This is a genomic window from Curtobacterium luteum (assembly GCF_001475545.1).
Lineage (GTDB): Bacteria > Actinomycetota > Actinomycetes > Actinomycetales > Microbacteriaceae > Curtobacterium > Curtobacterium luteum_A.
Genome location: NZ_LDQC01000033.1, coordinates 1 through 24,351, shown reverse-complemented (window position 1 = coordinate 24,351; position 24,351 = coordinate 1). Strand labels below are relative to the sequence as shown.

Annotated in this window: 33 protein-coding genes and 1 tRNA gene; 8 read left to right on the top strand and 26 right to left on the bottom strand. The window is 62.6% G+C overall.

Features of this window, described 5'->3' with window-relative positions; all coding sequences use genetic code 11:
* Nucleotides 1-63 precede the first annotated feature (63 nt).
* The 4 genes from NS184_RS06160 to NS184_RS06150 all read left to right on the top strand — a co-directional run bounded on the left by NS184_RS06160 (nt 64) and on the right by NS184_RS06150 (nt 1,709).
* Complete coding sequence (locus tag NS184_RS06160; RefSeq protein WP_058725264.1) at nt 64-840, top strand: dienelactone hydrolase family protein; 777 nt, start codon at nt 64-66, stop codon at nt 838-840.
* Between the two features lie 102 nt (nt 841-942).
* Nucleotides 943-1,015: transfer RNA gene (locus tag NS184_RS06155), tRNA-Arg, on the top strand.
* Between the two features lie 246 nt (nt 1,016-1,261).
* On the top strand, nt 1,262-1,429 hold the full coding sequence (locus tag NS184_RS18260) for a hypothetical protein (RefSeq protein WP_193750412.1): 168 nt from the start codon (nt 1,262-1,264) through the stop codon (nt 1,427-1,429).
* A complete protein-coding gene (locus NS184_RS06150) occupies nt 1,422-1,709 on the top strand; it encodes a hypothetical protein (RefSeq protein WP_152998091.1) in 288 nt (95 codons plus the stop codon). Before NS184_RS18260 ends, NS184_RS06150 begins: the two co-directional genes overlap by 8 nt.
* 137 nt (nt 1,710-1,846) lie before the next feature.
* Here the strand turns inward: NS184_RS06150 and NS184_RS06145 are convergent, their stop codons facing one another.
* Complete coding sequence (locus tag NS184_RS06145) at nt 1,847-2,119, bottom strand: DUF3263 domain-containing protein (RefSeq protein WP_058725262.1); 273 nt, start codon at nt 2,117-2,119, stop codon at nt 1,847-1,849.
* A 36-nt stretch (nt 2,120-2,155) separates the two neighbouring features.
* Between NS184_RS06145 and NS184_RS06140 the strand changes: the two genes are divergently transcribed.
* The 3 genes from NS184_RS06140 to NS184_RS06130 are packed head-to-tail and all read left to right on the top strand — an operon-like array spanning nt 2,156 to nt 3,593.
* Nucleotides 2,156-2,419 carry a hypothetical protein gene (locus tag NS184_RS06140; RefSeq protein ID WP_058725261.1) on the top strand — a complete coding sequence of 88 codons (264 nt, stop codon included), beginning with the start codon at nt 2,156-2,158 and terminating at the stop codon, nt 2,417-2,419.
* A 32-nt stretch (nt 2,420-2,451) separates the two neighbouring features.
* Nucleotides 2,452-2,649, top strand: a complete 198-nt coding sequence (locus NS184_RS06135) for a hypothetical protein (RefSeq protein WP_058725260.1) — start codon at nt 2,452-2,454, stop codon at nt 2,647-2,649.
* Nucleotides 2,643-3,593, top strand: coding sequence for an acyltransferase family protein (locus tag NS184_RS06130; RefSeq protein ID WP_345969002.1), 951 nt, complete (start codon nt 2,643-2,645; stop codon nt 3,591-3,593). Before NS184_RS06135 ends, NS184_RS06130 begins: the two co-directional genes overlap by 7 nt.
* Before the next feature lie 46 nt (nt 3,594-3,639).
* On the opposite strand, the gene NS184_RS06125 is transcribed toward NS184_RS06130, so the two are convergent.
* The 11 genes from NS184_RS06125 to NS184_RS06090 all read right to left on the bottom strand — a co-directional run bounded on the left by NS184_RS06125 (nt 3,640) and on the right by NS184_RS06090 (nt 14,921).
* Nucleotides 3,640-4,923 (bottom strand): phosphodiester glycosidase family protein, encoded by a 1,284-nt coding sequence (locus NS184_RS06125; protein ID WP_058725258.1) that lies wholly within the window; start codon nt 4,921-4,923, stop codon nt 3,640-3,642.
* 77 nt (nt 4,924-5,000) lie between these two features.
* Nucleotides 5,001-5,648: a collagen-like protein gene (locus NS184_RS18865; protein WP_083513495.1), complete on the bottom strand. Its 648-nt coding sequence runs from the start codon at nt 5,646-5,648 to the stop codon at nt 5,001-5,003.
* Nucleotides 5,649-5,650: 2 nt separating this feature from the next.
* Nucleotides 5,651-6,058 carry a hypothetical protein gene (locus tag NS184_RS06120; RefSeq protein WP_058725257.1) on the bottom strand — a complete coding sequence of 136 codons (408 nt, stop codon included), beginning with the start codon at nt 6,056-6,058 and terminating at the stop codon, nt 5,651-5,653.
* Between the two features lie 29 nt (nt 6,059-6,087).
* The gene (locus tag NS184_RS06115; protein ID WP_058725256.1) at nt 6,088-6,399 is read right to left on the bottom strand and encodes a hypothetical protein; all 312 of its coding nucleotides are present in this window, start codon (nt 6,397-6,399) and stop codon (nt 6,088-6,090) included.
* Between the two features lie 80 nt (nt 6,400-6,479).
* Nucleotides 6,480-6,866, bottom strand: a complete 387-nt coding sequence (locus NS184_RS06110; RefSeq protein WP_058725255.1) for a hypothetical protein — start codon at nt 6,864-6,866, stop codon at nt 6,480-6,482.
* Complete coding sequence (locus NS184_RS06105) at nt 6,863-7,567, bottom strand: hypothetical protein (protein ID WP_058725254.1); 705 nt, start codon at nt 7,565-7,567, stop codon at nt 6,863-6,865. The genes NS184_RS06110 and NS184_RS06105 overlap by 4 nt, the downstream gene beginning before the upstream one ends.
* A 66-nt stretch (nt 7,568-7,633) precedes the next feature.
* Nucleotides 7,634-8,623 carry a hypothetical protein gene (locus NS184_RS06100; protein ID WP_058725253.1) on the bottom strand — a complete coding sequence of 330 codons (990 nt, stop codon included), beginning with the start codon at nt 8,621-8,623 and terminating at the stop codon, nt 7,634-7,636.
* Entirely contained in the window at nt 8,623-9,666 is a 1,044-nt protein-coding gene (locus tag NS184_RS06095; RefSeq protein ID WP_152998090.1) for a hypothetical protein, read from the bottom strand. The genes NS184_RS06100 and NS184_RS06095 overlap by 1 nt, the downstream gene beginning before the upstream one ends.
* A gap of 89 nt (nt 9,667-9,755) precedes the next feature.
* Nucleotides 9,756-10,733, bottom strand: coding sequence for a hypothetical protein (locus NS184_RS17750; RefSeq protein WP_152998089.1), 978 nt, complete (start codon nt 10,731-10,733; stop codon nt 9,756-9,758).
* 9 nt (nt 10,734-10,742) lie between these two features.
* The gene (locus NS184_RS17745) at nt 10,743-11,750 is read right to left on the bottom strand and encodes a hypothetical protein (protein WP_152998088.1); all 1,008 of its coding nucleotides are present in this window, start codon (nt 11,748-11,750) and stop codon (nt 10,743-10,745) included.
* 12 nt (nt 11,751-11,762) lie between these two features.
* Complete coding sequence (locus tag NS184_RS06090) at nt 11,763-14,921, bottom strand: phage tail protein (RefSeq protein WP_152998087.1); 3,159 nt, start codon at nt 14,919-14,921, stop codon at nt 11,763-11,765.
* 65 nt (nt 14,922-14,986) lie between these two features.
* Between NS184_RS06090 and NS184_RS18255 the strand changes: the two genes are divergently transcribed.
* Nucleotides 14,987-15,154 (top strand): hypothetical protein, encoded by a 168-nt coding sequence (locus NS184_RS18255; RefSeq protein ID WP_193750409.1) that lies wholly within the window; start codon nt 14,987-14,989, stop codon nt 15,152-15,154.
* Here NS184_RS18255 and NS184_RS18250 read toward each other — a convergent pair.
* The 14 genes from NS184_RS18250 to NS184_RS18960 form a co-directional block, all read right to left on the bottom strand.
* On the bottom strand, nt 15,135-15,479 hold the full coding sequence (locus NS184_RS18250) for a hypothetical protein (RefSeq protein WP_193750408.1): 345 nt from the start codon (nt 15,477-15,479) through the stop codon (nt 15,135-15,137). The two genes, NS184_RS18255 and NS184_RS18250, sit on opposite strands and share 20 nt — an antisense overlap.
* Nucleotides 15,480-15,520: 41 nt before the next feature.
* On the bottom strand, nt 15,521-15,829 hold the full coding sequence (locus NS184_RS06085) for a hypothetical protein (RefSeq protein WP_058725250.1): 309 nt from the start codon (nt 15,827-15,829) through the stop codon (nt 15,521-15,523).
* 212 nt (nt 15,830-16,041) lie between these two features.
* On the bottom strand, nt 16,042-16,599 hold the full coding sequence (locus NS184_RS06080) for a hypothetical protein (protein WP_058725249.1): 558 nt from the start codon (nt 16,597-16,599) through the stop codon (nt 16,042-16,044).
* Between the two features lie 75 nt (nt 16,600-16,674).
* Nucleotides 16,675-17,028 carry a hypothetical protein gene (locus NS184_RS06075; protein WP_152998086.1) on the bottom strand — a complete coding sequence of 118 codons (354 nt, stop codon included), beginning with the start codon at nt 17,026-17,028 and terminating at the stop codon, nt 16,675-16,677.
* Between the two features lie 309 nt (nt 17,029-17,337).
* The gene (locus tag NS184_RS06070) at nt 17,338-17,592 is read right to left on the bottom strand and encodes a hypothetical protein (protein ID WP_152998085.1); all 255 of its coding nucleotides are present in this window, start codon (nt 17,590-17,592) and stop codon (nt 17,338-17,340) included.
* A gap of 65 nt (nt 17,593-17,657) precedes the next feature.
* Entirely contained in the window at nt 17,658-18,071 is a 414-nt protein-coding gene (locus tag NS184_RS06065; protein WP_058725246.1) for a hypothetical protein, read from the bottom strand.
* A gap of 17 nt (nt 18,072-18,088) precedes the next feature.
* Nucleotides 18,089-18,226 (bottom strand): hypothetical protein, encoded by a 138-nt coding sequence (locus tag NS184_RS18245; RefSeq protein WP_193750407.1) that lies wholly within the window; start codon nt 18,224-18,226, stop codon nt 18,089-18,091.
* Nucleotides 18,226-19,134 carry a phage major capsid protein gene (locus NS184_RS06060; protein ID WP_058725245.1) on the bottom strand — a complete coding sequence of 303 codons (909 nt, stop codon included), beginning with the start codon at nt 19,132-19,134 and terminating at the stop codon, nt 18,226-18,228. Before NS184_RS06060 ends, NS184_RS18245 begins: the two co-directional genes overlap by 1 nt.
* A gap of 8 nt (nt 19,135-19,142) precedes the next feature.
* Nucleotides 19,143-19,634 (bottom strand): DUF4355 domain-containing protein, encoded by a 492-nt coding sequence (locus NS184_RS06055; protein ID WP_058725244.1) that lies wholly within the window; start codon nt 19,632-19,634, stop codon nt 19,143-19,145.
* Nucleotides 19,635-19,692: 58 nt separating this feature from the next.
* Nucleotides 19,693-20,475 carry a hypothetical protein gene (locus tag NS184_RS06050; protein WP_058725243.1) on the bottom strand — a complete coding sequence of 261 codons (783 nt, stop codon included), beginning with the start codon at nt 20,473-20,475 and terminating at the stop codon, nt 19,693-19,695.
* Complete coding sequence (locus NS184_RS06045; RefSeq protein ID WP_058725242.1) at nt 20,459-21,892, bottom strand: phage portal protein; 1,434 nt, start codon at nt 21,890-21,892, stop codon at nt 20,459-20,461. Before NS184_RS06045 ends, NS184_RS06050 begins: the two co-directional genes overlap by 17 nt.
* Nucleotides 21,893-23,368 carry a terminase gene (locus NS184_RS06040; RefSeq protein WP_152998083.1) on the bottom strand — a complete coding sequence of 492 codons (1,476 nt, stop codon included), beginning with the start codon at nt 23,366-23,368 and terminating at the stop codon, nt 21,893-21,895.
* Nucleotides 23,331-23,621 carry a hypothetical protein gene (locus NS184_RS17325; protein WP_206556264.1) on the bottom strand — a complete coding sequence of 97 codons (291 nt, stop codon included), beginning with the start codon at nt 23,619-23,621 and terminating at the stop codon, nt 23,331-23,333. The genes NS184_RS06040 and NS184_RS17325 overlap by 38 nt, the downstream gene beginning before the upstream one ends.
* A gap of 8 nt (nt 23,622-23,629) precedes the next feature.
* Nucleotides 23,630-24,166 carry an HNH endonuclease gene (locus NS184_RS18960; RefSeq protein ID WP_083513493.1) on the bottom strand — a complete coding sequence of 179 codons (537 nt, stop codon included), beginning with the start codon at nt 24,164-24,166 and terminating at the stop codon, nt 23,630-23,632.
* Nucleotides 24,167-24,351: the final 185 nt, after the last annotated feature.

Here is a 24,351-nt window from a genome sequence, read left to right as displayed (position 1 = left end):
CACCGGACGCCGCTCGTCGGCCAGCGCCCGGCAGCGCGCGGGTCCCGGGCGTAGCGTCGGATCGTGACCACCACCGACGACATCCTGCAGACCGTCCCCGATCCCGCCGGCGCCGACGTGCGCGTCGAGACCGTGCGCTACGACCACGAGGGCACGACCCTCGAGGGCGTAGTCGCGAAGGACCACGCCATCGCCGGGCCGCGTCCCGCCGTGCTGGTCGTCCACGACTGGCACGGCGTCAACGAGCACGTGCACGCCCGCGTGACGATGCTCGCGCGCCTCGGGTACGTCGCGTTCGGTGCCGACATCTACGGCGCGGGCGTCCGCCCCGGTGACGACACCGCCGGTCAGGTCGCGGGCTCGTTCTACCAGGACCTCCCGCTGCTCCGCGCCCGCGCGCTCGCCGGGTTCGAGCAGCTCCGCCGCGACCCGGACGTCGACCACACCCGCATCGTCGTCATGGGGTACTGCTTCGGCGGCTCCACGGCGCTCGAACTCGCCCGCACCGGGGCGGACCTCGTCGGTGCGGTGTCGTTCCACGGCGGCCTGATCGCCCACGACCCGTCCGACGCGCACCAGATCCGGGCGAAGCTCCTCGTGCTCACCGGCGGTTCCGACCCGATGGTGCCGGACGAGAAGGTCCACGAGTGGCAGGACGAGATGCGCGCTGCCCCGGAGGTCGACTGGCAGGTCGTCACCTACTCGGGCGCGATGCACGCGTTCGCCGTCCCGGGCACCGATGCTCCGGACCACGGCGCCCAGTACCAGGCGACGGCGGACCGGCGATCGTGGCAGGCGTTGCAGACGTTCCTCGGCGAGGTGTTCGACGAAGAGGCCTAGCGCGTCGGCCGCGGCGCGACACGCCGTGCGGTCGGCTCGGAGGCCCTCGATTGGCGCGTGGCCCGCACCTGTTGTAGAGTCTTCCACGGCCGCAAACGCCACGCGCTCGTAGCTCAATGGATAGAGCATCTGACTACGGATCAGAAGGTTGGGGGTTCGAGTCCCTTCGAGCGCACCGATCGGAGCAGTTGGAGTATCCCCAACAGTATCCGAACGGTTGAGACAGCAAGAAACGAAGGCCCCGGGTATCAGCTTGGGGCCTTCGTCGTTGTCCGATCCGCGCAGCAAGCCAAACGCCCCCACCTACTCAGGTGGGGGCGTTCGTGCGTCCGGTTGAAGACTTCCCCGGTTGGGGGTGAGTGCGGACGCGGGTTGAGCGTAGCCGTTGCGCAGTGTATGTACACCAGCGTACTATGGGGCCATGACAGATATCGCGGTCGGCATCGAAGCAACATGGAACCGAACCAATTCACTTGACGAACCGCTCTGCGGCAAGGTCGTCGCCATCGACACCGACTTGCAGATTGCGAAAATCGAAGGCACTCGGGGTTGGGTGCACCTGAGTGCCATCAAGCCAGCTGATGCCTGACTCCCCGAAGACCCCGCACCGCACCTTCCGCGCCCCTGACGATGAGTGGCTGACCGCGAGGGCTGCACTGCTTGCTCAAGGCCGGAGCGTCACCGACGAGCTCCGTAACGTGCTGCGGTCGCACGTCGGCCCGATCCGCATCGAGCGCCACATCACAGGTTTTCCGTACTGGGTGGTGCTGGATGACAACGCGCCAGACGATCAGCCCTTGTTCAACACTGCGGATGGTGCAGTGGAAGAAGCGGCACGGCGGTACCGGCTACTGCTGGACCGCGAGTAGGGCTTGGCCTGTTTGGCGTGTCGCGGTGTAGTAGGTAGGCATGACAGCAACAACGTGCGAACACGCTTGGGTGAAGGACCGCTACCTGGGGGCAGACACTGGTGATGAGAAGTGCCGGAAGTGTGGGGAGGTGCGGCCTAGGAAGCGACCGACTGACGCAGCCCATTCCGCCCGCTGATCCTCTGCACCCGCGCGCACACCATCGGATACGCGGCGACAGCAGCTTGAGTGGTGACGAGTGCGTGCAGTTTCTGCTGGTACCTGACCCACGAGTACCCGAACGTGTCACGGATCGCTGCTTCCTTGCGGCGGTCGTTGCGGGGCTGGGCTGACTCGAACTCGAGTAGGTTGCGTGCTTCGGAAGTGAGCTTGGGAACTTGGGTGGTTCCGAAGTTGGTTCCCATGTCCATGCGTCCAGTGTCAGACGCGCCACCGACACTCATCCCATGCCGTACGAGCCGCCGTATCACCCTGACCCACGGATGCCGCGGATCGTGGAGATGGCACCTGACCCGGAAGCGGTGGAGCTCGACCCGCACCCGACTGTATGGGTGCGTATCAACGTTGAGGGTCGCGGCGTTGAGCGGTGCGTCGGGTTCGCGTTCAAAGCCTCACCGCTCGCCGTATACGTGCAGCTGCAGTACCTCGGGCGGACACATCACGTGTGGGTGGAACGGACGCAGGTGACGCATCGGGTGATCCGCAAATGATCTAGACTCGGCTGGTCTTGAGAGGAAGTCACGTGACCGAGCACGCCGACGAGCACACCCCGTGGTGGCGGTCCGACCGTTTTCTCGACACCGTTGACCGCATCTTCGTGAAGCGGCGGTGCGGCTGGTGCGGTGCTGATGTCCCCCGCGGCGAAGGCCACCAGGAACTCAACAGCCGGTACTGCTCGTTCAAGCACGCCGAGCTCTACTCCGAAACTGGCGCGTGGTAGCCAGCCAACGATCAGTCGCGGTCGACCTTGTGCGCGTGATCGGTGTCGTCGCAATCGTCGCCGGACATGTCTGGGACCAGCGGCACTTTGCGCAAGCAGGGTTGTACACATGGCATGTTCCCGTGTTCTTCCTGCTTACCGGGTACCTGTGGAAGAGCGACCGCACGACAGGCTTCGAGATCCGGCGACGGGCACGCACACTCCTTGTGCCATACCTGTCGTGGCTGATCATCGTCACCGTCGTCTGGTACACGGTCCGCGCGGCACGGGGTGAGCCGTTCGACACGCACCTTCTGACGCAACTCCCCCTCGGCGGCAACTCGATCAGCCGCCCATACTCGGCGTTCTGGTTCGTCACCGCACTGTTCTTCGCCGCCATCTACATGCGCTTCAGCGAACGACTGCATCCGGCGCTGCCCTGGTTCGTCGGCGGCATTGGTGTCATCTGGTGCATCGGTGCCCCGCACGCCGTCGCGATGATCCCCGAATCGGCAGGTACCGCGATCGCTGCCGTCATCTTCCTCGCGATTGGGCGATCAGTTCGTGCAGCTCGGGACAGCATCACCCGGCCTGCCCTGACCGGTGTCGTTCTGCTGTTACCTGCCTGGTGGGTGGGTTGGTCCGGCGCGACAGCCACGCTCAACATGAAGGGCGGCAATCTCGGGACGCCCGTTGCTAGCGTCATCGTTGCTGCTGCTATCTCGGTCGGGCTGCTGCTCATCGCGGAGGGCATCGAGCAGTACCTGCCACAGTGGTCACGCACGGTGATCCTCGAGATTGCAGCGTGCGCGATCCCCATCATCCTCCTGCACACGCTGTCGTTGGCGATCACGGAACGGTACGGTCTGCCGTCATCCAAATGGACGTTTCTGATCGCGTTGTTCGTGCCGCTGGCGGTCGCTGCCGTGCTACGCCGAACACCCGCCCGACGCATCCTCTTCTAACGCCAAAAGCGGCCCCCACCTAAAATGGTGGGGGCCGCTTCTGCTGTTACAGGATCGCGTCCGACAGCCAGAACACTTGATCGAGGTTCATGTACGTCGGCGTGTTCGTGTTACCGACGACCGTGACCGAGAAGTCGGTTGCGATGCTGATCTTGCGGGTGTTGCCGCCGTTCCCCGACGACACCCACGACTTGGATGCGCCGTTGAACCGGAACTGCTGCGGAAGGTCACCCACGATTGCGTCCGTGGTGGGGAACGAACCTGACGACGGCTTCACAATGCCGCGGAACTCGATCATTCCGTCGAGCTGACGTACCTGCGGAGTCGAGTTTGCGTCGTTCGCGACGTACCCGGACCGCAGCGGTAGGGTGCGCCATCCGGTGTCCACTCGCGACGTGACGAACTCGCCAGTGAGGGCAAACACGTCAGGGACGGACCGTCGGCCAACGATGCCGTCGTAACCAGTCGAGTCGTCCGACGACGGGATCGTGTACAGACCCTGCGTGTACGCCTGCGTGGAGCCGCCGCCGTCGAACAGGGATGCGTTGTAGCAGCCCTCGGACACGGCCAAGCTCACCATGTCGTTGCCGGTGATTCCAGTTGGGCCGGACGTCGATGACGTGCTGGTCTTCCCAACCGTGGCGATGATGATGATGTCGCCTGTCTGCGACTGGCCAATGATCGTGCGGGCGCTGATTTCAGTCAGGAAGTACTGCCAGTTCTGCTGAGTGAGGTCCTGCGCGACACCGTTGATGACGAGGTTCGGGCCGTACGACCACGAGTGCACAACACCTTGCGCGACCATGCTCGCGGCAGTGTCCCCACGGAGCGCGGAGAAGCACTTCAGCTGCCCGTTCGGGAGCAAACCCATGCCCTCGATGCCGGCCGGTGAGCCGTTGAGGTTGGTGGCTTCGAAGTCGTGGAAGATCTTTCCGTTGCGGATCTGCGCGCCACGCACCTCACCCGAGTTGGAAGTAACGTTCCATCCGGACGCGTTGACGACTACGGGCAGACCCATCCGGCGTGCGAAGGAGTCGAGGCGTTCACGGGTCGGCTTGAAAGCGGTCCCAGTCGATGTCGGGTTGGTGACATCGAAGTCATTGCCGTACCGCTTGTCGATCAGGTTCGGGCGGAACGTGCCACCAGTCCGCGCACGCATGACAGCGTACGGGTAGCCGAGCGCGTGCACCTTGTGCTCAACGGTGACGGTGACAGGCTGCGCGTTGACGCTGCGATACCGCTGGTCGTTGCGGCCGTCGAGTGCCGTGAGGACACTGCTGGGCGGCAGCTTGGTGTCGGAGTCGACTGATACGAGTTGCGGGTTGCCCATGAGCAGCCTTTCGGGTCAAACGAAAAACCGCCCCGAGCATGGGGCGGTTGAGAAGTAAGTGGGGAGGCGTGCGCCCGTCACGACGACGGGACGCACACCTCCTGGACGCGGCCGATCTCAGCGCCGCCCTGGTCGTAGAACACAACGAACGTGCCAGCGCCATCCATCACGCACGCGACGGACGAGACGGAGCGGCCATCTTTGCCTGCAGCACCCGGTGCGCCGTCCTTGCCTGGTGCGCCAGTAGCACCGGTGTCACCCTTCGGCCCCTGCGGGCCGGTCGGACCTGTAGGCCCCGTCGCTCCCGTGTCACCCTGCGCGCCAGTGGCACCAGCATCACCAGTAGCACCATCAGTGCCCGGAGTGCCCGTAGAGCCGTCCTTGCCGTCCTCACCGGGCGGACCTTCCGGGCCTGCAGGCCCGGTCTGACCTTGCACGCCCATCTCACCGCGCGGGCCCGCAGGACCACGTTCACCGTCAGCACCCCGAGCGCCGGCCTGGCCCTGCACAACCTCGCTCGGCGAATCCACTACCGGCGTCTGACCGGACTGCTTCACCTGATTGATCAGCGCCTGGTTCGTGTGGATCAGCTCCTGCCGATCGTTGTACAGCACCATGAACCCAGCGACGACGGTAGCCACCACAAGAGCGACGACCACCCACAACGTGACCAGCGACCACGCCACCTTGCCCGCACCACGGCGGACCCTCGCGAACAGCATCATCGTCAGCCACCTGCTCCCGGGATGAAGAAGTCGCGAAGCACGGACAGCATCACACCGAACACGGCCAGCCCGATCGCTGTCCACGTCTGCCGAGCAGCGGCCTTCCGCTTCTCTTCGGCATCTTCCTGAGCCCGCTTCTGATCACGAACCTCCTTTCGAAGATCCACAAGCTCCTGATGCGTCGATGCAGCAACCTTGTCCCGCTCAGCGTCCATCCGGATGTGCTCCTTGCCGGCAGCCTCCGCGCGCTCCGACAGATCCTTCTGCTGAGCGAGCTGCCGGTCCTCGAGGTTCTGCACCACCACCGTGAACTCCTGCCTGGACACCATGTTCCGGAGCTCTTGCCGGAGGTCGAGAACAGCGCGGTACACCTCGCCGAGAGTTACTTGCTGCTGGTCCCCGTCAGCCATTCCGCCCCCTTCCGTGGGATGCCGACAGATCAGATAGCAGCGATGACCCGATCAGCCTCAACGGTGACGTGCGCCTTCACCTGGTCGCGGAGGATGACGACGTTCGCATTGACCGTGTTGGCGTTGGTGTTCGCGTTCACGACCACCTGCCCCATGACGTTCTCGATGAACTCCTCCGACGCACCCTGCACCTCGAGCGGGATCAGCGACGGCAGTGCATGAACCGCGGCATCGATCGCCTGCGGTTTCGTGCACGCGTCACGGATGCTGTCGAACTGAGCCGACGACACCTTCACCACCGGATACAGCAGCTGCAGCGCCACGAACTGCGCGCTGTTCACTGAAGCGCAGTATCCAGGCGCTACCAGTGCAGAACGGCCTGCACTGAGGTCTTGGATGATCGAGGGACCATACGCTGGCATCAGGCGGCGTGCTTCGGTTCGTCGTCCGGACCTGCAGCCTGCTCAGCCTCGTCCACACCCACGTTCTCCTGCGCGTCCAGCTGATCCGCGATCCACGACGGCATCTCGAGCTCAGGCAGGTCAGCCAGATCAACGGTGCCGTTCTGCACGACCGTTCCATCCGCCTGGATCGTCGACACCGCGACCTTCTCCTTCTTCAGGTAGCCGAACAGCAGCGCACCCGCGAGCGTGATCAGGCCGACCAGCCAGGTTGGCGCATCCCAGTTCGGGTTGATGGCGGCGATGATGCTCGTAACACCACCCGTCGTCACACCACCCGCGAACGCCGCCTGGATCTTCGAGGACACATCGGTCGCCTTGCGGTAGACCTCAACGATGTTGGTCACTTGTTCGCCTTCCGTGCGAGCTTGTCGATGGTGCCCGCGTCGACCTTGCGGACGATGGGGCTGTTCTTGTTCCACGCGGCGAGCTGCTTCGAGTTCGAGAACGTGAAGAGGCCAGCGACCTCATCACCCCCGACGTAGCGCTTACCGTCCGTGTACACGACGGGCTGAGATGCCATGATGGTTTCCTCCTGAGCGGTGGGCTTCGACGGGGACGGGGTGAACGTCTGCGCCTTGGTGGTGAGGTTCCAGCCGCCATATGACGACAGGAACCCGAGCAGTGGCCGGCCGGTCTGCGCGATGCGCTGCCGGATCGTGATGCGGCCGATGACGCCGAGGCCGGCGAGGGAGTCCGTGGCGGGGCCGCCGCTGTCGTAACCGACGCCGTCCCCGTCGGCGGTGAATACGTCGCCGTACATCCAGTTCTTGTCCCCGGCCCACCGTGGCCCGCTCGTCGGGCCGAGCGCGATGACCATGCCGCGGGGGATGCGCGTCTTCCCGTCGATGATCGGGTGCCGGTGCTGCTTCGGCGCGTTCTCCCACGCGGCGATCGCTGAGGGCAGTGGTGTGGTGTTTGGGACTCCGCCGATCGCGAAGTACGTCCACCTGGCGCAGTTGCCGGGACGGTTGCGACCTGGTGCGTACCCGTCGACGGACATGGTGAGAAATCGGTCGGGTGCGGATGTGACGTCGATCGACGGCATGGATGCTCCTTGAAACGACGAACGCCGCCCAAATCTGTGGACGGCGAGAGAATGGATCAGAAAACGTCAGACGTGAATCGCTTCCACCGTCAGCGTGTTGTTGGCAAGCAGTGCGATTCCGAGCGACCGGACCGACACCTTGCAGCCCTTCGTCGTCTTCGAACCGGGCACGAGGGCGCACAATGCTCCGAGGACCGCGCCGGCTGATGTGACACTTGCGGTGACCGCGTAGTTCGTGTCCGCGAACTCCTTCGGCCACACAACGTCGTACGTCTTCTCCGCGTTGATACCCAGCGCGGTCATCGACGACATTGAGTACGTCTGCACCATCCGCTTGTTGAACTCAGCCAGCGTCGACGTGCGCGACTGCACGTACGCGGACCACAAGCCCATCGTCAGCGACTCGTACCGCAGACCCTGCAACTTCCCGTCCATGCTGTACGTCAGGAACTCGGTCAGGCCAGCAGCTTCAAGGTCGTCAGCGATCGGGCCGATGCCGACCATGCCGCCGTTCTTGTACTGCCAGTTGTAGAGCTTCTGCGCAAGGAACTTGGTCATGTCGACCGCGTACTCCGAGCCGATGTCCTTTGACGCGCGCGTTGACGGCGCGAAACCGAGGTTGCCGTTCACGTCCAAGTAGGCGGCGACGTAGCCGGTCGTGACCTGGTTGTTGCGAGCTCCCGGTGAGTTGATGCCAGTAGAGAACGAACCATTGGAACCCGACACGCCACCCGAGAACGACGCCGTGGTGCCCGTGTACGTGCCACCGAGGTGCTGATCCGCCTGCACCGACGACGTGTTCACCGGGCGAGTGACGGTACCTGACGTGATGTCACCGGCGTCATGTGTATGCGACTTGTAAGCAAACCGGGCGTCCGACTGGTCGCGCGTCCAAAACATTGCCTGCACCGCGTCCAGCACCCGCTGGTAAACGCTGTCTGCGGACTTCTGGAACGACCGCGCCACGGACGCAACGAACCGTTTCAGGTCATCCTCGAGGTCCTGCACACGCTTCGGCGTCTCAGACCGGTTCGGCATCCTGACCTTGTTGCCCATCAGTCACCTGGCCCTTCCAGAACCGGCGTAACCCGTTCCAAGCCTTCAAGATCAAGCACCCAACCGACAGCACGGACAGTGCCGGTGATGCCGCCAGGAAACGCGGGCAGCAGGTCATGGCCGAACCGGTCGATCCCGCCTACGACGTAACCGATGTCGTCACCCTCAGACCAGTCGACGCCGAGCCGTGGCGCATCCTGTACTGCGGACTGCAACGCCAACGTCTGCGTTCCTTGCGCGATCTCCGCGGCGCGAGCGACCGCGTGGGACTGCAGCACATCGTCGTCGTCCACGTCCGTGTCCGGGGTGAACCGTTCCTCAAACGTCGGCCGCTGCGGATCAGGTGTCACCACATGCGTCGACTGCGGACGTGCAGTACCCGCAGCGGTCGATGTCGCCATCACGTCGTTCGCGCCGTTCCCGTCCGTGTAGTCACGGTCAAGCGAAACCGACGTAACAGGGCCGGGGATCTCAAACGTAGCGGCCGGAGACAGCCCATCCGGGACACGCGACCCGAGCTGCGTTCCCGAGATACGGAACACAGGAGTGTACGTCTGCCCCGAATCGAGCGTCTCCCAGTTGATCGTCCACTCCGGGCCACCCTCAAGCGACGACAAGGTTTGCAGCGCCGACAGCACCGTCTTATCCGCCGAATCCTGATACGACTGATCAACAACGACACCACGCGACGAGCCCTCGACAACGATCCGCATAGGGATGCCGCCATTGGAACCCTTGAGCACGTACTTCGTCAGCAGGTCGATGATGATGTCAACCGCACCCACCTGGTCGTACTCCTCATCGCCGACGTAACGTCGGCCAAGGTACGACTCGTACGTGGCCAACGACACCGGAACAACGTCCGTCTCATCAGGCGTCGACCGGTTCACCATTGCACCCCACGGCGCGACGCCATGCTCGTCATCGACGAGCACGAACGCCGCACCGCCCTCGAGCAACGCGCGACGCCAGTTCTCCGGCGTCCGTTCCGTCAGCGGGTAGTTCGCCGTCGCAGTTGTCGCATCACCGATCTGCTTCGACACAGACCCCACCTCAAGATCAGGGAGCTCAGCGATCACCTTCCCGGTCAACGTCTCAACGGACAACCACGAGTAGGTCACAGCATCCCCAATCAGATCGGATACTCGACGAAACCAATCGCCTGCGTGTGCGCGCCCGTGCCGTTGTAAACCGTCACGGTTCCGTCAGTTCCGACCTGCACACCACCCGAGGACGGGAACGCGCTGCCGGTGAAGTTGATTGCCCCGCCGCGGACCGCAGAAGGTCGGCAGTTCGCGGAAACCGTAGCGATGTCGTAGTTCGTCAGCGAACTGTACGAACCAACCACATGCAAGTACAGCCGCACCCAGTTGCCGTTTCGCACGGCTGTCGTGCCCGACTGCACCGAGAAGCCGCTCTTAGACGAGACAGACCCCGCAACATCCGTGTTCTGGGCAACCCAAGCTGATCCGCTCCACGTGTACAGACCGTTGTTCGACCCGTCGTTGTAGACGTACGTCAACGCGCCAGGGTACCCAGCAGACGAATTCAGGTTCGCCAGCGAGTCCACCGGCCGGACACCGCCAGCAGCAACCGCGACCGGGGCGACCCACGTCACAGAAGGCGAACCACCGCCCGACTTCGGCACGTTGATCTGCGCAAGTACGAACGAACGCGCCGGAGCGGCAGGAGCATTCGGAACGCTCGCCGCGGTACCCGCAAGGTAGTCGATCTTCACGCCCGGAGCTGCCGAACCATCCGCCTCAGCCGGGTCGGACACCTGCACGTAGATGATGTCAACACGAGGGTTCGACGCGTTCGCCGCCGTAACCGAACCCGTCACGTTCGCATCCGACGCGAACGTGTACGGGCCAGCCTCAGCAGCCGCCTCCCCGTCAATCACGCCAGCAACCGGGGCGCACGTCCAAACCGTCGACGTGGCAGTCACCGTCGTCGACGACGTACCAGGACGAACACCCGAGAACGCACCCAACGGACGGGCCGCAGTCGCACCAGCCAACATCGGCGCGTTCGTCGTCTGCCGCAGCTTCCGACCCGAATACGTCGGCGCACCATTCACAGCATCAAGAGGCCAAGCAGAGATAGTCAACAGAGGCTCCTAACGCCAAGCCGGAACAGCCGCCACCGACAGCTGAGATTCAGAGTTGTAACGGGCGGCAGAAAACGCCCACGTGTTATCGCCCGGGTCAAACGAGCTCCAACCACGCGACGTGATATACCCGGCGCGGTTCGCCTGGCCATTCGCCAAAGCAGTCCGCGCATCCATATCGATTAGCAAGAACTCGTTGTCCTGCAACACCAACGAACTCGAAAACACCAGCGCGTTACCCGTCGAAACATGCGTCACAACAGGCCCAGTACACGGGCCATCAATCCGAAGAACGACCGGCCCCGACTCGTTGCCAGGATTGTTCAAGTTCACCTGACCGGTCACCGTCGTCGCGTTGATTCGGAACGGCACTGTCAACGCACCAGTCAAGATCAGCACGTTCACATACGACGTTGACGCCGGCGACCCATCCTTGTTCAATAGCGGGTACAAGCCATCATTCGGCTGATCCACCATCAAACCCGCAGCATCAGCAGCAGCCTGCGCCTGATCTGGCGTGTACAAGCCCGTCGTCGAACCCGTATCAGAACCACCAATTGCAAGCCCGCCAGACGTCGACGGCAGTTGCGTCACACCACTCAGCGCATCACCGAACTTGCGCCAATCCGTCGACGCGACTTGGAGCGAGTACCGCACGGCGCGGTCGCCAAGCCAGGTAGCGATCAGCTCGTCCGTCTGAAGGACGTCAACCCAGCGCTCACCAGTTCCTTCGTCAATAACAAGACGGACGCTTCCGCCAGCGACCTCCCCGTACAAGCGGTCAAGTGCGGAAGAAGTGATCGCACTATCATCCGAGATAATCACTCCGGTGATAGCAACATCACGGTTCTTACTGAAACCCGCAGAAGCCCAGGCACCGGATTGCCTGGGCTTCTGCGTGAACTCACGACTCGATGAGGGCACCCCCCATCCAGTCACTTCCTCAGTGATCCACTCCGCCCCATACTCGTCGACACCATGAAGATCGATCGAGCCGATACGTCGTGCAAGGCCCATGTTCGTCCTCCATTACGCGTACTGCGCGCGTTCACGGCGTTCCACTGCCAACGCAGTCGCCTCAGCAGATGTCGCTTCGTAGACATTCCACGTCTTGTTCACGGTTGCGCCGCCGCCCTGCCCGAGCTGGTCGATGGCAGCAACCGGACGCGGAGCGCGAACGACCGGGATAGAAGTGTTGACGTCCAGCGACCGGGCGGCGGGGATCGCTACTAGGGCTGCCGTCGCATCCGTGACCGCCCCGACTTTGCTGTACAAGCCGCGCTCGAGGCCCGCGCCGATCATCTGCCCAACCTCGCGGTCAAACACACGAGACGGCGAATGGATCCCCAACTGTCGCTTGATGGAGCTCACCATCGACTTGGCAATAGCGTTCATCTGCTTGGTGATCGCCGCCTGCTGTGACTGCAAACCCTTCACAAGGCCCTTCGCCGCATTGACGCCAGCGCCATATAGATCATTCGCGGCTGACGTCGCAAATGAACTCGACGCCTTTGACAACTGACCCTGAAGCGAAGCAACCTGCTTCACCTTCGACGCGCCACCCGCAAGAAGATTCTTAGCTTGCGGCAGAGCGTCGACACCCGCAGCAATGAACTGCTGGTATGTAGCCGAGTCGAGCCCCATTTTCCGGAGCTGCTGCATCACAGACGTGAACTGCTTCGTCTGCGCAACACGCTTCGTCAGCGCCGAAATCAGGCTCGTCGGCGTGCGGTAGTCGGTCGCATCGAACTTGGTCAGGTTAGACAGAACATTTTTCTTGTAGTCGTCCCGCACCTTCACGGCAGCCGTCAGCTTCTTGTTAGCTGCAGTGATCTTCGACGCAATGCTCTTACGACGGTCAGCAAGGCGAGCCAACTGCGACGTACCCGAACTAATCGCACGAAGCAGCCCGTCACGCTGCGCTGCCCTGATCTTTTTCGAATCAAACGCCGACAAAACAGCATTCGTCATCGACCGAGCCGCCGACGAAACACCGGAACTACCAGACTTGATGCCATTCGCAAGACCCTGCGCGACATACCCACCGAGCTGAGCCATCACACGCGATGGCGAATGAATTCCGAGGAAGTTTTTCACCGTGCTGATGGCACCCTGCGCGATGCTCTTCATCTTCTCCGTGACCTGACCAGCGGCACCGCTGATGCCGTTGACGAGGCCGCTGATGATGTTCTTACCGACGCTTACAAGCCAGGTGGCAGCGCCCGCCAAAGCAGAATTGAGTTTGCCCTGGATGGTGCCGACACTGGTGATGACCTTGCTGATGCCGGATGTGACACCACTTACGATGCCGTTCCAGATGGTCGGGATGATGTTCTTGATTGCGTTCCACGCCGCGGTCCAAAGAGAGCGGACGACGTTAATACCCGCCGTAATCACGGACCGAACAATGTTGATCGCACCAACAACGATCGCCTTGATTGCGTTCCAAACACCCTGAAAAATGTTCTTGATGCCAGCCCACACCTGGGACCAGTTACCACTGATGACACCAGTGACAACCTGGATGACACCCTGCACAATCTGCATCGCAGCCTGAATGATCGGCACAATCGCGTTGAACACAGTTGTGATCACCGGAAGCAGTGCCTGGATGATTGGAATGAGCAGGCCAGCGATCTGGCTGATCAGCGGAGAGATCGCGGTAATCAACTGGGCAAACACCGGAGCCAGGGTACCGATGATCGTTGCCACTAGTGGGGCAATGGCAGCAATGAGTTGCGAGAACACCGGAAGCAGGACCGGGACGAGCTGATCAATCAGCAAAGACAGCGTATTGACCACTTGCAGAATCGGCGGCACCAGGAGGTTGAACGCATTCAGAAGTGCGCCAGCGATCATCGCAATAACCGGCGTGAGTACCGGAATGAGGTTTGCGATCACGCCCAGCAGGGACTGCACGATCGGCAACGCAGTAACTACCGCGGCCGAAAGAGCGGTGCCGAGCTGCCCTGCAAGCTGGGCAATGATCGGACCCAACTGGCCAAATGCTTCTTGCACTGAATAGCCGATGGCCTGCAGGAGCGGCAAGATCTCATTGAAAGCCCCGCCAAGCGCCGCCCGCAGCTCCGGAGTAGTGGCAACAAGTCCGGCGATAGCAGCAACAACGATCCCGATAGGACCAGCCAATGCACCGATCGGGCCAGCAAGTCCGCCCAGCAGCGGGATCTTTGCGATCAACGGCGCAAGGCCACCCGCACCCAGGGCAACGAATGCTGCGCCGAGAGGAGCAATCACCTGCCCCATTCCAGCAAACACTGAAGTGCCGCCCTGGATGAGACTGACGAGCTTGTCAATGGCCGGGTTGACGAACGAGCCAACCGCCGTGCCAACTGTCTTAGCGCCGGCCTCAATCGGACCGAGAGCAGTCGTCAGGGCCTGGAACGCCGGAGCGAGCTTCGGAAACACACCACCGAGGAACCCGGCACCGATACGCCCAAGCGAGGCCCCCACGTTCGCAAGAGCACCAGTGAACGTGTCACCAGAAGACAGTGCAGCGCCACCAAGCCCAGCTTCCATCGCGTTTGCGAATGTCGCGAAGTCGATCTTGCCCTCAGACGCGAGCTTCGACGTCTCAGCAGCGGTCTTGCCGATCTCCTTGGCGACGAACTGCAGCACCGGCACACCGGCGTCCTGCAGCTGCGCAATGACGTCACCCTGCAACTTGCCCGACGCCGCAACCTTGTTGAAGATTGAGCCCATCGAGCTCATGTCCGTACCGGCGATCGTCGCCGAGTCAGCAACCAGGCCGAGCACGCGCTGCAGCTGCTCACCGGGCTTGATGCCCGCAGCGACCGCACCAGCAGCGACACCAGCAGCCGCATCCAGGCCGAACGCCGTACCACGCACAGCGCCGAGGGCGTTGTCCATGATCTTGCTGATGTCGGAAGCGGAGTTGCCGAGGCCCTTCAGCTTCGCCTGAGCTGTGTCGATAGCAGTGAGGCGTGCGAAGCCCTTGACCAGCGAAGCGCCGATCGCGGCGGCCCCCGCAGCCACGGTCGCTGTTGCAGCGCCACGGATGGACGAACCGATAGCGCCCGTGATCCCACTACCAAGCTGCTTGCCGACCGACGCACCAACGCTCTGGCCACCGATCTGCTGCTCAATCTGCTTCCCAGCCCCACGAGACACAGGAACGATCGATACATATGCCACTGCCTCTTCAGCCACGGCAACCTCCTTCTGGGGTAGACATGGCCGTTGCGTCCGGCGCGTTGTGGAATTACGATTCGTCCATGGCTAAGCCGAAGGTCGAACTGAAGACAATCAAGTACTTCGACCAGAACCCGCGACACAAGAAGCAGCTCGCGAAGTTGCTCGCTGAAGGCTGGGCGGTGCAAACCGAGTCGAAGGTGTGGTGGACCGCCGCGAAGCGGCTCACGCTCACCCGTACGTCGGCGTAGGCATCGGCGTACCAACACCTTCATCTCGAGCGCGACGTAGAAGGTCACGCGCTGCAGCCGGCGACAACTTCGTGCCACCGAGCTTTGTTGCATCAGCGTTCTTCCACGGCCGCGGGTAAGGCTTCGGCTTCCTGCGGCCGGACTTCGAACGCACGAAAGCATCGAAGTGGTCCGCGGCAACCATCCACTCACGCGACACCGGGAAATCCCAGTTGTTCACTGCAGCGAACAACCACGACGTTGTGTCTTTCAGCCGAACATCAAGGAGGCGGCTGACCAGCACATGGTCAGCCGCCTCCCCGATGTCTTCCGGCTTGTAGCCCAAGGTGTGGAGCTCGTACGTGAACTCCGATGGGTGCCTCCGCGCTAGTTCTCGGAGGCGTTCGATTCCCCCAGGCCCACCTTCTTCGACCATGCCTCAAACACAGCCGCTACATCCTCGAGGTCAATGACGTCACGGAATTCAGCCGGCAGCACGTGCACGTAGAACGCGTCGATGACGAGCGCGCCAATCTCTTCGTTGTACTGCGAAACAGTCAGTCCCTTACGGGACATTCCTGCTCGCGCAGACAGGATCTCAGGCGGGATGCGCCCGGAAAGCTCAAACTTGTGATCGCCGTACTTGATGCCGATCGGCTTTCGAGCGGACTGCTTGATCTCAATGTCGTCAGACATGGTTTCTCCTAGTAGGGGTCAGAGAGGACGACCGGCCCCCCTACGGGCCGGTCGCCCCGTTCATCACTTCGAGTCGCTGGACTTCGAAGAGGTTTTGCGGGGCGTAGAAGGGACCCCAGTCACGAGCACCCAGACGCCCTTGTTGCGGCCCCTGGCTTCCTCTGCAGTGAACTTGCGCACCTCATCGGTGAGCATGTTGCGGTACGTCTGCATCACGCCCCCGACGTGTCAAGGCTCGAGTACCACTTGATCGCGGAGTACTCGTTGCCGTCAGCGTCCGTCACGAGGTAAGCAGTGACAGTCACGTCGTAACCGATCGGCTCTCCCGACGCGAACGTCTGATCACCAACGTCAGTGATTTCACCGGACGGCACGTACGCTCGAATGAGCTCATCGCCGTCGATGATGTCGAGCACGTAGGTCTTGCGTCCACCGGTGTTCGACGGGTTGATCTTGATCGATCCGTCCGCGGCAACCGTCGAACCGTAATACAGCTCAACCGTTTCCTTCTTCGTCTCAACGAGAACCCCCTGGAACGACAGGGATGCTTCCGTCACGACCTCACGAAGGGTCGCGGCCTTCTGCCAGCCACGGATGGTGTCGGACGACCGGTCGCGAGTTTCAGTAACGCCGTCGTCGGAGAAGTAGCCGAGGTCCTTTAGATCAGCGCCGAGCGCGGACGAAGCGGACGTCGGGGCGGTGACAGTCGTCGGGCCGACGTAGAGCGCGCCCGTGACCGCAACGCGGACATTGTCAGAGTTCAGGGCCACGAGGGCTCCTTCCGGTAGTGGTCATGGGCAAGTCGCCCGTGGGCACCCCGGTAGGGCGGGGAAGCATGTGTGTAGTTAGAGCTGAATGCCGCGTCGTCGAAGCTCGACGATCATGCGCCATCGGTACGTTTCGTCGACCGTCTCGACAGGAGAGGGATGGACATTGATCGCGGTGAAGACGACGGGGTTACCGTCGCAAACTGTTCCGTCACCGCGCGCGGTGATGAAAGCCCGCGTAAGTGCAGTGAGATCTGCCGCGTCAGCCTCGTCGTTCGCGTAGACGTTCACAACGTGATACTCGCGGTCGATTGTGTCGGATGCTCCAGTGCCGCCGATGGCTTGCACTGTAACCATTCGCTGGGCACCTGCGAGTACCCGGTTGCTGACCTTTGCCCCGTCCGCGTACGGCTCACCCGAGGCGTCCAGCATTGCTTGCAGCTTCGGGATATGTACCGCAGTCAGGTCCGGGTAAAGAATCGCCCTCACGAACGCCCCAAGGGCAACGTTGCCGCGAGGGCGGAAACGAGCGCGTTGGTGTTCGCTTCCTGGAAATGATTCGTTCCGTGGGAAACGCGAGCACGGACACGAGAACCGCCGCGCCGCGCGGGTGCTTCAACGAGATCAACGGTCCCGCCAACAAGCTTGCTAGCGACCGCCTGCGCCGGCCCCTCAACATAAGCCGCATTTGATGTGACAGCCGCCGCCCAAGCGGCCGTATTGATTTTGACGCGCACACCCTTAGCCATCTGAGAACTCCTTGCGCTTCACGATCAGCACGTCGCCCGGGTAGCGCCCAGTCGGGTGCTTCCACAACGCTTTCGGCCCATCAGCTTCGTAACGCACGCCATAGACCAGAAACGCGTCGTCATCGGCGACATCGCTACGAGGGTGCAGGTACAGCGTCCCGCCATACTCAAGCGTTTGCACCTCGACGCCGTTCGATTCGGCGGACACCTGAGGTGCCCAACCGACGACATCGAGGTCGGAAGCCACTTCCGTGTACGTCGGCTTGCCATACCTGTCAACACCAGTCGCCTGCCGTCGGAGCCGGGTAACGATCACAGGATCACCGGCCCCGAGCCCGGATATGTGTAACCGATCAGCGGGTCGATCTCGTACGCACCCGACACAACTCGACCGGTAAGCGCTCCCGCTTCCTCATCGGCGATGTACAACGCACCCGGCTGATTTCCGCCATAGGTGCGCTGCTCAGAGAACGGCCCCGTAGTCACCGAGGTCTGCCGGATCCCCTCAGGGTTCCGGAACACCCGCTGCACCATCGCAGACACAGTGTCCTTGACAGTCTCGAGCAGGTCCGGCTCGCCCTCGTCAATCCGCGTCTGCAGGGTGGTGAACCGCTGACGCAGCATCCGCTCCGCACGGTCAATCCATACCTGCACCTGAGCAGTGTTGGTGGGGGCGTCGTCGCCAATCCACGAGCCGATCACATCGTCCGTTGAGGTCCACGACATGACGCCCCCACCTTCACTCACTCTTCGGTTTCGGTCTGCTGCGGCCGGCCACGCTTCGGCTTGTCCGTCGAGGACCAGCCCTGCGCGGTCAGCCGCTCCGCCAGGTCGCCGTCGACGTTCACGACGGTGCCTGCCGGGGAAACGAGCTCAGCCATCAGGCTGCAGCGGGCTCGTTGTACTTCACGAACGACTGCGCGTCGTCGACGAGCCAGCCGTACTCTGCCTCAGCGCGAACCGCGACAAGGTTGTTCTCGAACAGGGAGACGAGCTCACCGTCGATCGTCACCGCAGCCTGCGTCGAAACGTCGTACGTGATGCCACCAACGACGCCCCACACAGCCTTCGACCAGTTGCCGCCGAAGCCGAGGACGGTACCGTTCGTGACACCATCGCCGATGCGCGCCGGACGACCCAGAAGGGTGCCGCCACGAACCAGCGGGGAAGCGTCCTCGAGCGGGCTGTCGATGAACAGCGGACGACCGTTGGTGTCAGTCGCACCGTTGAACAGCGGCTCAGCGATCGAGTCGAACGCGAACCCGGTGAGACGCTTCTTGTCGTTGACGAGCAGCGACAGGCCAGCGTTCACGTCCGCGAAGATGCCGCCCTTGTCCTGCGTCGCAGTGCCGAGGGTGACAGCCTTCGTGGTGGCGTTGATGAAGTTGCCTGCACCGAACGGCGAGTTGGTGCCGTACAGGGCAGCAGCGTCGAACGCGAGAGCAAACGCCTCACCGATGTCCTGGCGAAGGTCGTCCATGTAGCCGCCCGGGTTCGCACGGACAACCTCAGCCGAAACGACCGAGATCGCAGCGATCTTCTTCGGGCTGATCGTCTTGAGGCCCTTGCCGCCGCTGGTGGTCGGCTTCTGGCCGGCCTCAGCAACCCACGAAGCGGTCGGCTTCGAGGTGGTGTACGGGATCTCGACGCCTGCAGCGCCGAGCGGGATCTGCCGGGTCAGCTGCTGGACAACAGACGAGCGACGCGCCTCGTCGAAGTAGCCCTGCGCCTGCTCCGGGCGGATAAAGCCAGCAAACTGGCCAGTGGTAGTTGCGGCGGTCTGCGCCATGAGTGCTCCTAAGTAGTTGTGATGCCGAGAACGCCGCGGAGGGCGTTCTCGAGTCCGTCGCCGTTCAACGGCAGGTCAGGAGACTTCGACTCACCAGGCACACGCAGCTCCTGACGCTGCGGTTCCTGCTCAGCCGGGGTAGTGAGTGACTTGATACGTTCAGCGCGCTTTGTCAACTCCTCCTCGGAACCAGAGCCCAGAAGGTCCAGGTCTTCCTCAGAGATGCCAAACTTCGTCGCGACGCGAAGCCGCACCAGTTCCGAGTTCGCGGCAGCTGCCTTCTGCTCCCATTCGGAAGCGGTAGCGCTGACCTTCTCGAGCTCGCTGCGATTAGCAGCCTCGAGCTCGTCGAACTTGGACGCCTTCGACTTGATGTCGTCGTAGTCGCTGAACTTTGCCCGTTCGCGTGCAATCCGATCCGCGATGATGCGGTTCAGTTCGTCCTGCGATGCCGGGGGCGTGAACTCCGGCTTACCGCCAGTGGGCGTTTCGTCGCTCATGGTGTCTCCATTCCGCTCGTTGACCGCCGAGCGTCGGCGTAAACCCCGCATGGGGTAGTCATTTCAGGCCGTGAGCCGCCCGCATCTCGCGCAGCGTGCCCTTATAGCCGTCGTATTCAACCGACCGGTACAGATCCAGGTAGGTCTGTCGGTCGTACGGCAACTCTTCGCCGCGCTCGACCGGTGCTGCGGTGCATCGGCAGAAGTCGTGGTACTGCTGCCCGATTAACGCCGACCCGCGGGCCTTCACGCCCTTACCTCGATACGAGGTGCGGCCAAGCCTGTCGGTCTGCAGCTGGCGTTCCATGCCGCGTCCCACAACGCCGCTAGCCGCCTTTTCGCTGCCGTACACAGCCCCTCGGGAAGCGAGCAGCGCGCAAAACGCACAACAACCGACCTGCGGCACACGAGCCCACGTAATTTGCGTGCCCGCTGCTCGCTCCCGAGCCACGTTGCCGCCCACGGTGTCGCGCGAAGCGCCAGCAATCAGCCGCTGCAAGCTCCCGCCCAACAGCGACAGTGCAGTAGCGTCACCAACACCGAACAGCGGTCGGACGCCGTACCGGATGAGCTGATTTGTCTGCTCCGCATCCACGGAACCCTGAGCGACCGCGTAGCCGCTGTTCGGCCGCACCTGCTCGTACCAGGTGGCCGTTACCTCACCAGCGACCGATGCGTAGCGGTTCACCAGCTGCGGGTACGCCTCAAGCAGCGCATCACGCACCGACTGCGGGTCCACATCGCCCAACTGACGTAGCAGAGCGTTCAGATCGCTGATGGCCAACGTCGACAAGTCATCGATCGACGAACGGAGAACCTGAACCTCAGCTGCCGTCGCCACGAGAACCAGCAACCTCCGCCACAGTCGGATCAGCCAACGCAGTCGCCGCAGCAGACCGCAAACTCGACGTCAACACGCCAACCTGCGAACGACGACGGTCAGCACGCAGCCGCGCCAACGTCGCATCGTCGTACCCCAGCTGCTCAAGCGGAACGTCCGAGTCAGCCATCCACGGAAACGTCTGAACCTGCTTCGTCACCGCATCAGCAGCAGAAGCCATCGACGGAGTAGCAGGATTCCGCCACTTCGCGCGCAACTGCAGCAGCTCCGGGGTCACAACGTCGAGCCCGTCACGCAGCTGCACAGCGTCACGCTGCGCACGCACAAGCGCCTGACCAAACACGCGCGTAGCACCCTCAGCCTCAACAACGAGTTCTTCCTTCGCCGCGTAAATAGCCTCAGCCGACGCCGGGTTGTCCTGCACGATCCCTAGAGCCGAAACAGGCAGGTTCTGGTCAGACGCGAAGTTCTGCGCGATCTGCCGAAGGTGCGCCAGGTGCGGCTCCATCGACATCTGAGCGAACTGCCCGATCTGGGGCATCTCGCCGGTTTCCTCGTCGCGGCCGATCGCCAGGAAGCGGCCCATAACGGCCTTCCACTTCGACACCGCGTTGCCGTTCGCGTCCTGGAATGCCGACTCGTCAGCGCCCAGCAGATACCGCTGTGGGGCCGAGTAGAACTCCGCCGACACCTCAGCACGTAGCATCGTCCGGATCGCCTGATCCGTCAGCGCCATCGCAGCACGCGTGATGCGTGAATGACCGAACGGACGGTCAAGCTCCGGCTGATACACGAGCGGCTGAACCGGTACACGGCCGAGCGGGTTCCGCTGTTGGAACACCTGCCAGCGTCCGCCGCCGGTCGCGTTGATTTCGAGCACACGGTCCGGCAGGTACATCACAAACTCGGACGCCGCACCGGTTGTGTCAGTGCCGACCACCGACAGCGCGGACGACAGCGCACGCTTACGGCGATCCCAGATGCCAGTTCCCCACAGCGCCGATCGGACCGTCTGCACGATCGCAGGCTCACCCGACTGCACATCACCGGTCGTCGTCGCGATGAACGCCGTCGAATGGATCAGTGCGGACGTGATGCCCTGCGGGATCTCCGTGTCGAGGTTGTTCTCCGACGCGATCTGGCCGAGGCCGAACGGATCAGCGTCGTCACCGGGTACAACGAACCCGTCCCAGACGCAGCGCCGGCCAAGGCTGTTGACGCCCTTCGCCGGCCAACCAAGGACCGTCTCAATGTTCCGCAGCTGCGGCGGGATGCTGATGCCCAGATCCTTCAACGGCTGCTTCGCGTCGAAGTACGTCGTCCGAAGCCAGTTGCGGAACTGCTTACCCTGCCACTGGTTAAACAGCGAGTCGAACGTGTCCTGGTCCTGAGGCGTCAGCTGCGGAATGCGAGGCATCTACATCACCACAACCTTCATCTTCGAATCAACACGCGACGCACGCTTCGACGTACGCGCAGCCCACAAAGCAACACTCACCGCCTCAATCGGCGTCTCGTCACCATCAGGGACCGTCACAGACCAACCCCACGCACCACCGCGCGTCTTCTTGTCCGCAACAGCCACCGACTCGTCCAACACCTGCTGCCCCTCATGCTCGAGATGCGTGACAGTGCCCTCACGTACACCATCAAGCAGGAACTGGCACGCCTGGAAATACTGCGGCGTCGTCAGCAAGTGAATGCGGTACGACGGAACCTTCCGCTCACGAAGCAGATGCGCCAGAACCAGCGCGCCTGACCGGCCCGACAGTGCAATCTGGTCACTCTTCCGCCACCGCTCAGCCAGCCAATCGGCGAGAGCACCTAGGCCCTGGTCGACGTCACCAACAAGCGCGTCAACGAGCTCTACATGCACGCCATCGTCATGCTTACGAGCACCTGCCAAAGACACACGTGAACCGTCCTGCGAGAACGCGACGCCAAACGACTGTAAGCCTTCAGGAGCAACCTCGATGCCCGTCGCCTCCCACTGCGATGCAGTGATCGCCCGCGAGCCGGACAAGTCGCTGTCCCAAATACCGAGCGCTTCACGCTTCCACGACTCATCAGACGGAAGGTTCTTCCGCAGGCGCAGCATCGACCGCAGCGGGGTGCGGTGCGGGTACGACGGATTAGCGATCGCCCACTGCTCCCGATCATCGGGCTCGGCATCATCGTCCGCCGAGCACTCGATGTAAACGGCATCTTCCGTCTCGCCAGCAAGCGCCTCCCGACGCCGCAGCTTGAAGGCTTCAGACGGGTCAACAGGTCGCGGAGGCGTCCCCATGAAGAACAGAAGCGCACCGGCAGGGAACCGGGACTGGTTCGTTGCCGCGACCATATCCTCGAGCGCCTTCTCGGTGAGGATCTGCGCCTCGTCGAATACCTCGACGTCGACCTCGTCAAACCCGCGCCCGAAGCCGCCCTCACGAGCTCCGAACATGATGATCGACCCGTTTGTAAACTGGATCTCTTGCTCGCCGTTCACCGCACGAATTGCCCGGATGTAGGGCTCAACCGACTTGCGGCCAGCAAACCCCCGAAGCGACGCGAAAGTCTTCGACGCCGTACGAGTGCGGTGCGCAGTCCACAGCACAGTCAGGTTCGGGAACAAGGTGCACAGCGCAAAAATGATCCGGCTGATCATGTACGTCTTAGCGACCTGGCGCGGGATGCTCAGCGTGATGCCGCCAACCGTCGCCGCGTAGTCACCGTTCGCACGCTTCGCGAGGATCAGCTGTGACGCGCCGCGCTGCCACTCATCGAACTCGTCCCCGAAGTCCTTGATGCGAGCCTCAACAGCCGGCCAACCCGTCGACACGATGCCCGAGGGCGCAATGACATGACGAGCAACCTCAGACAGCCGTCGCGTCGAACGCTGCATCTGCGACATGCGCTGCATCCGTCCGTTCCTCAACCACCTGACGACGCAGCGACTCGATCTCCTTCGAAATCTCCATCTGCCGTCGCGTCAACGAAGCAAGATCCCGTGCAGGCGTTTCCTCATCCTGCACCGCCTTACCAATACGACGATGCGTCGCTTCGAGCTCAGCCAGACGATCGCCAGCCTCAATGGCCTCGATGATCGTCAGCTTCTTCGCCGGACCAGCCTCACCAGGCTTGACGGCACGCAGCTTCGCAGCCATGACGCCTCCTAAGCCAGTTCGGGAGCCTGCCGCAAGGAGTTACATACTCGATGCGCCATGCGCAGATTTTCGTTTGAATCATCGCCACCATGAGAGCGCGGCCTGATGTGGTCCAGCGACGCCGCCATATCGTCATTCCAGTGCAGCGTCATGTCGACAGCGTCATCGCAGATGCCGCAAGTGAAGTTGTCACGAGCGTAGATCTCATAGCGTCGCCGCTTACCGATCCAGGTGCCCGCGTTTTCAGGACGGCGGTACTTAGCCCACGCTGCATACCCGTTCTTCGCGCGGAAGCGGGCGTTATATTCGCGGCATGCCTTAGCTTTGGCCGCACGACACTCTGGGCATCTGCAGCGACCTTTGTCGTACGCAGCGAGAGTGCCGCACGGCCGAACCTTCTTCGGCGCAAGACCTTCGCGCCTGCAAGGAAGGCAGTACTGCTGCGCTGCAGAAGTACGCGACCTCTCGACGTCTTTCCCACAACTCCCGCAAGTGGTCCTCTTAGCCGGCGACAAGCGGCGCACTTGTGGAACCTTCGGCCTCATAGAGCGGCAGTTCTGACAAACCGGCGTCGGGGAGCTCTGCTTTGTCACTCCAACGCGCTTCAGGCAGACAGAACAGAAGCCCCACGACGGCATGTGTGCACCTCAGCGCATTTTGAGTTTGGTTGGAAAATGGCGGGGAGGTACAGGCACTTTACCTCTGGGGCTGCCGCTGGGGTGGGGGGAGG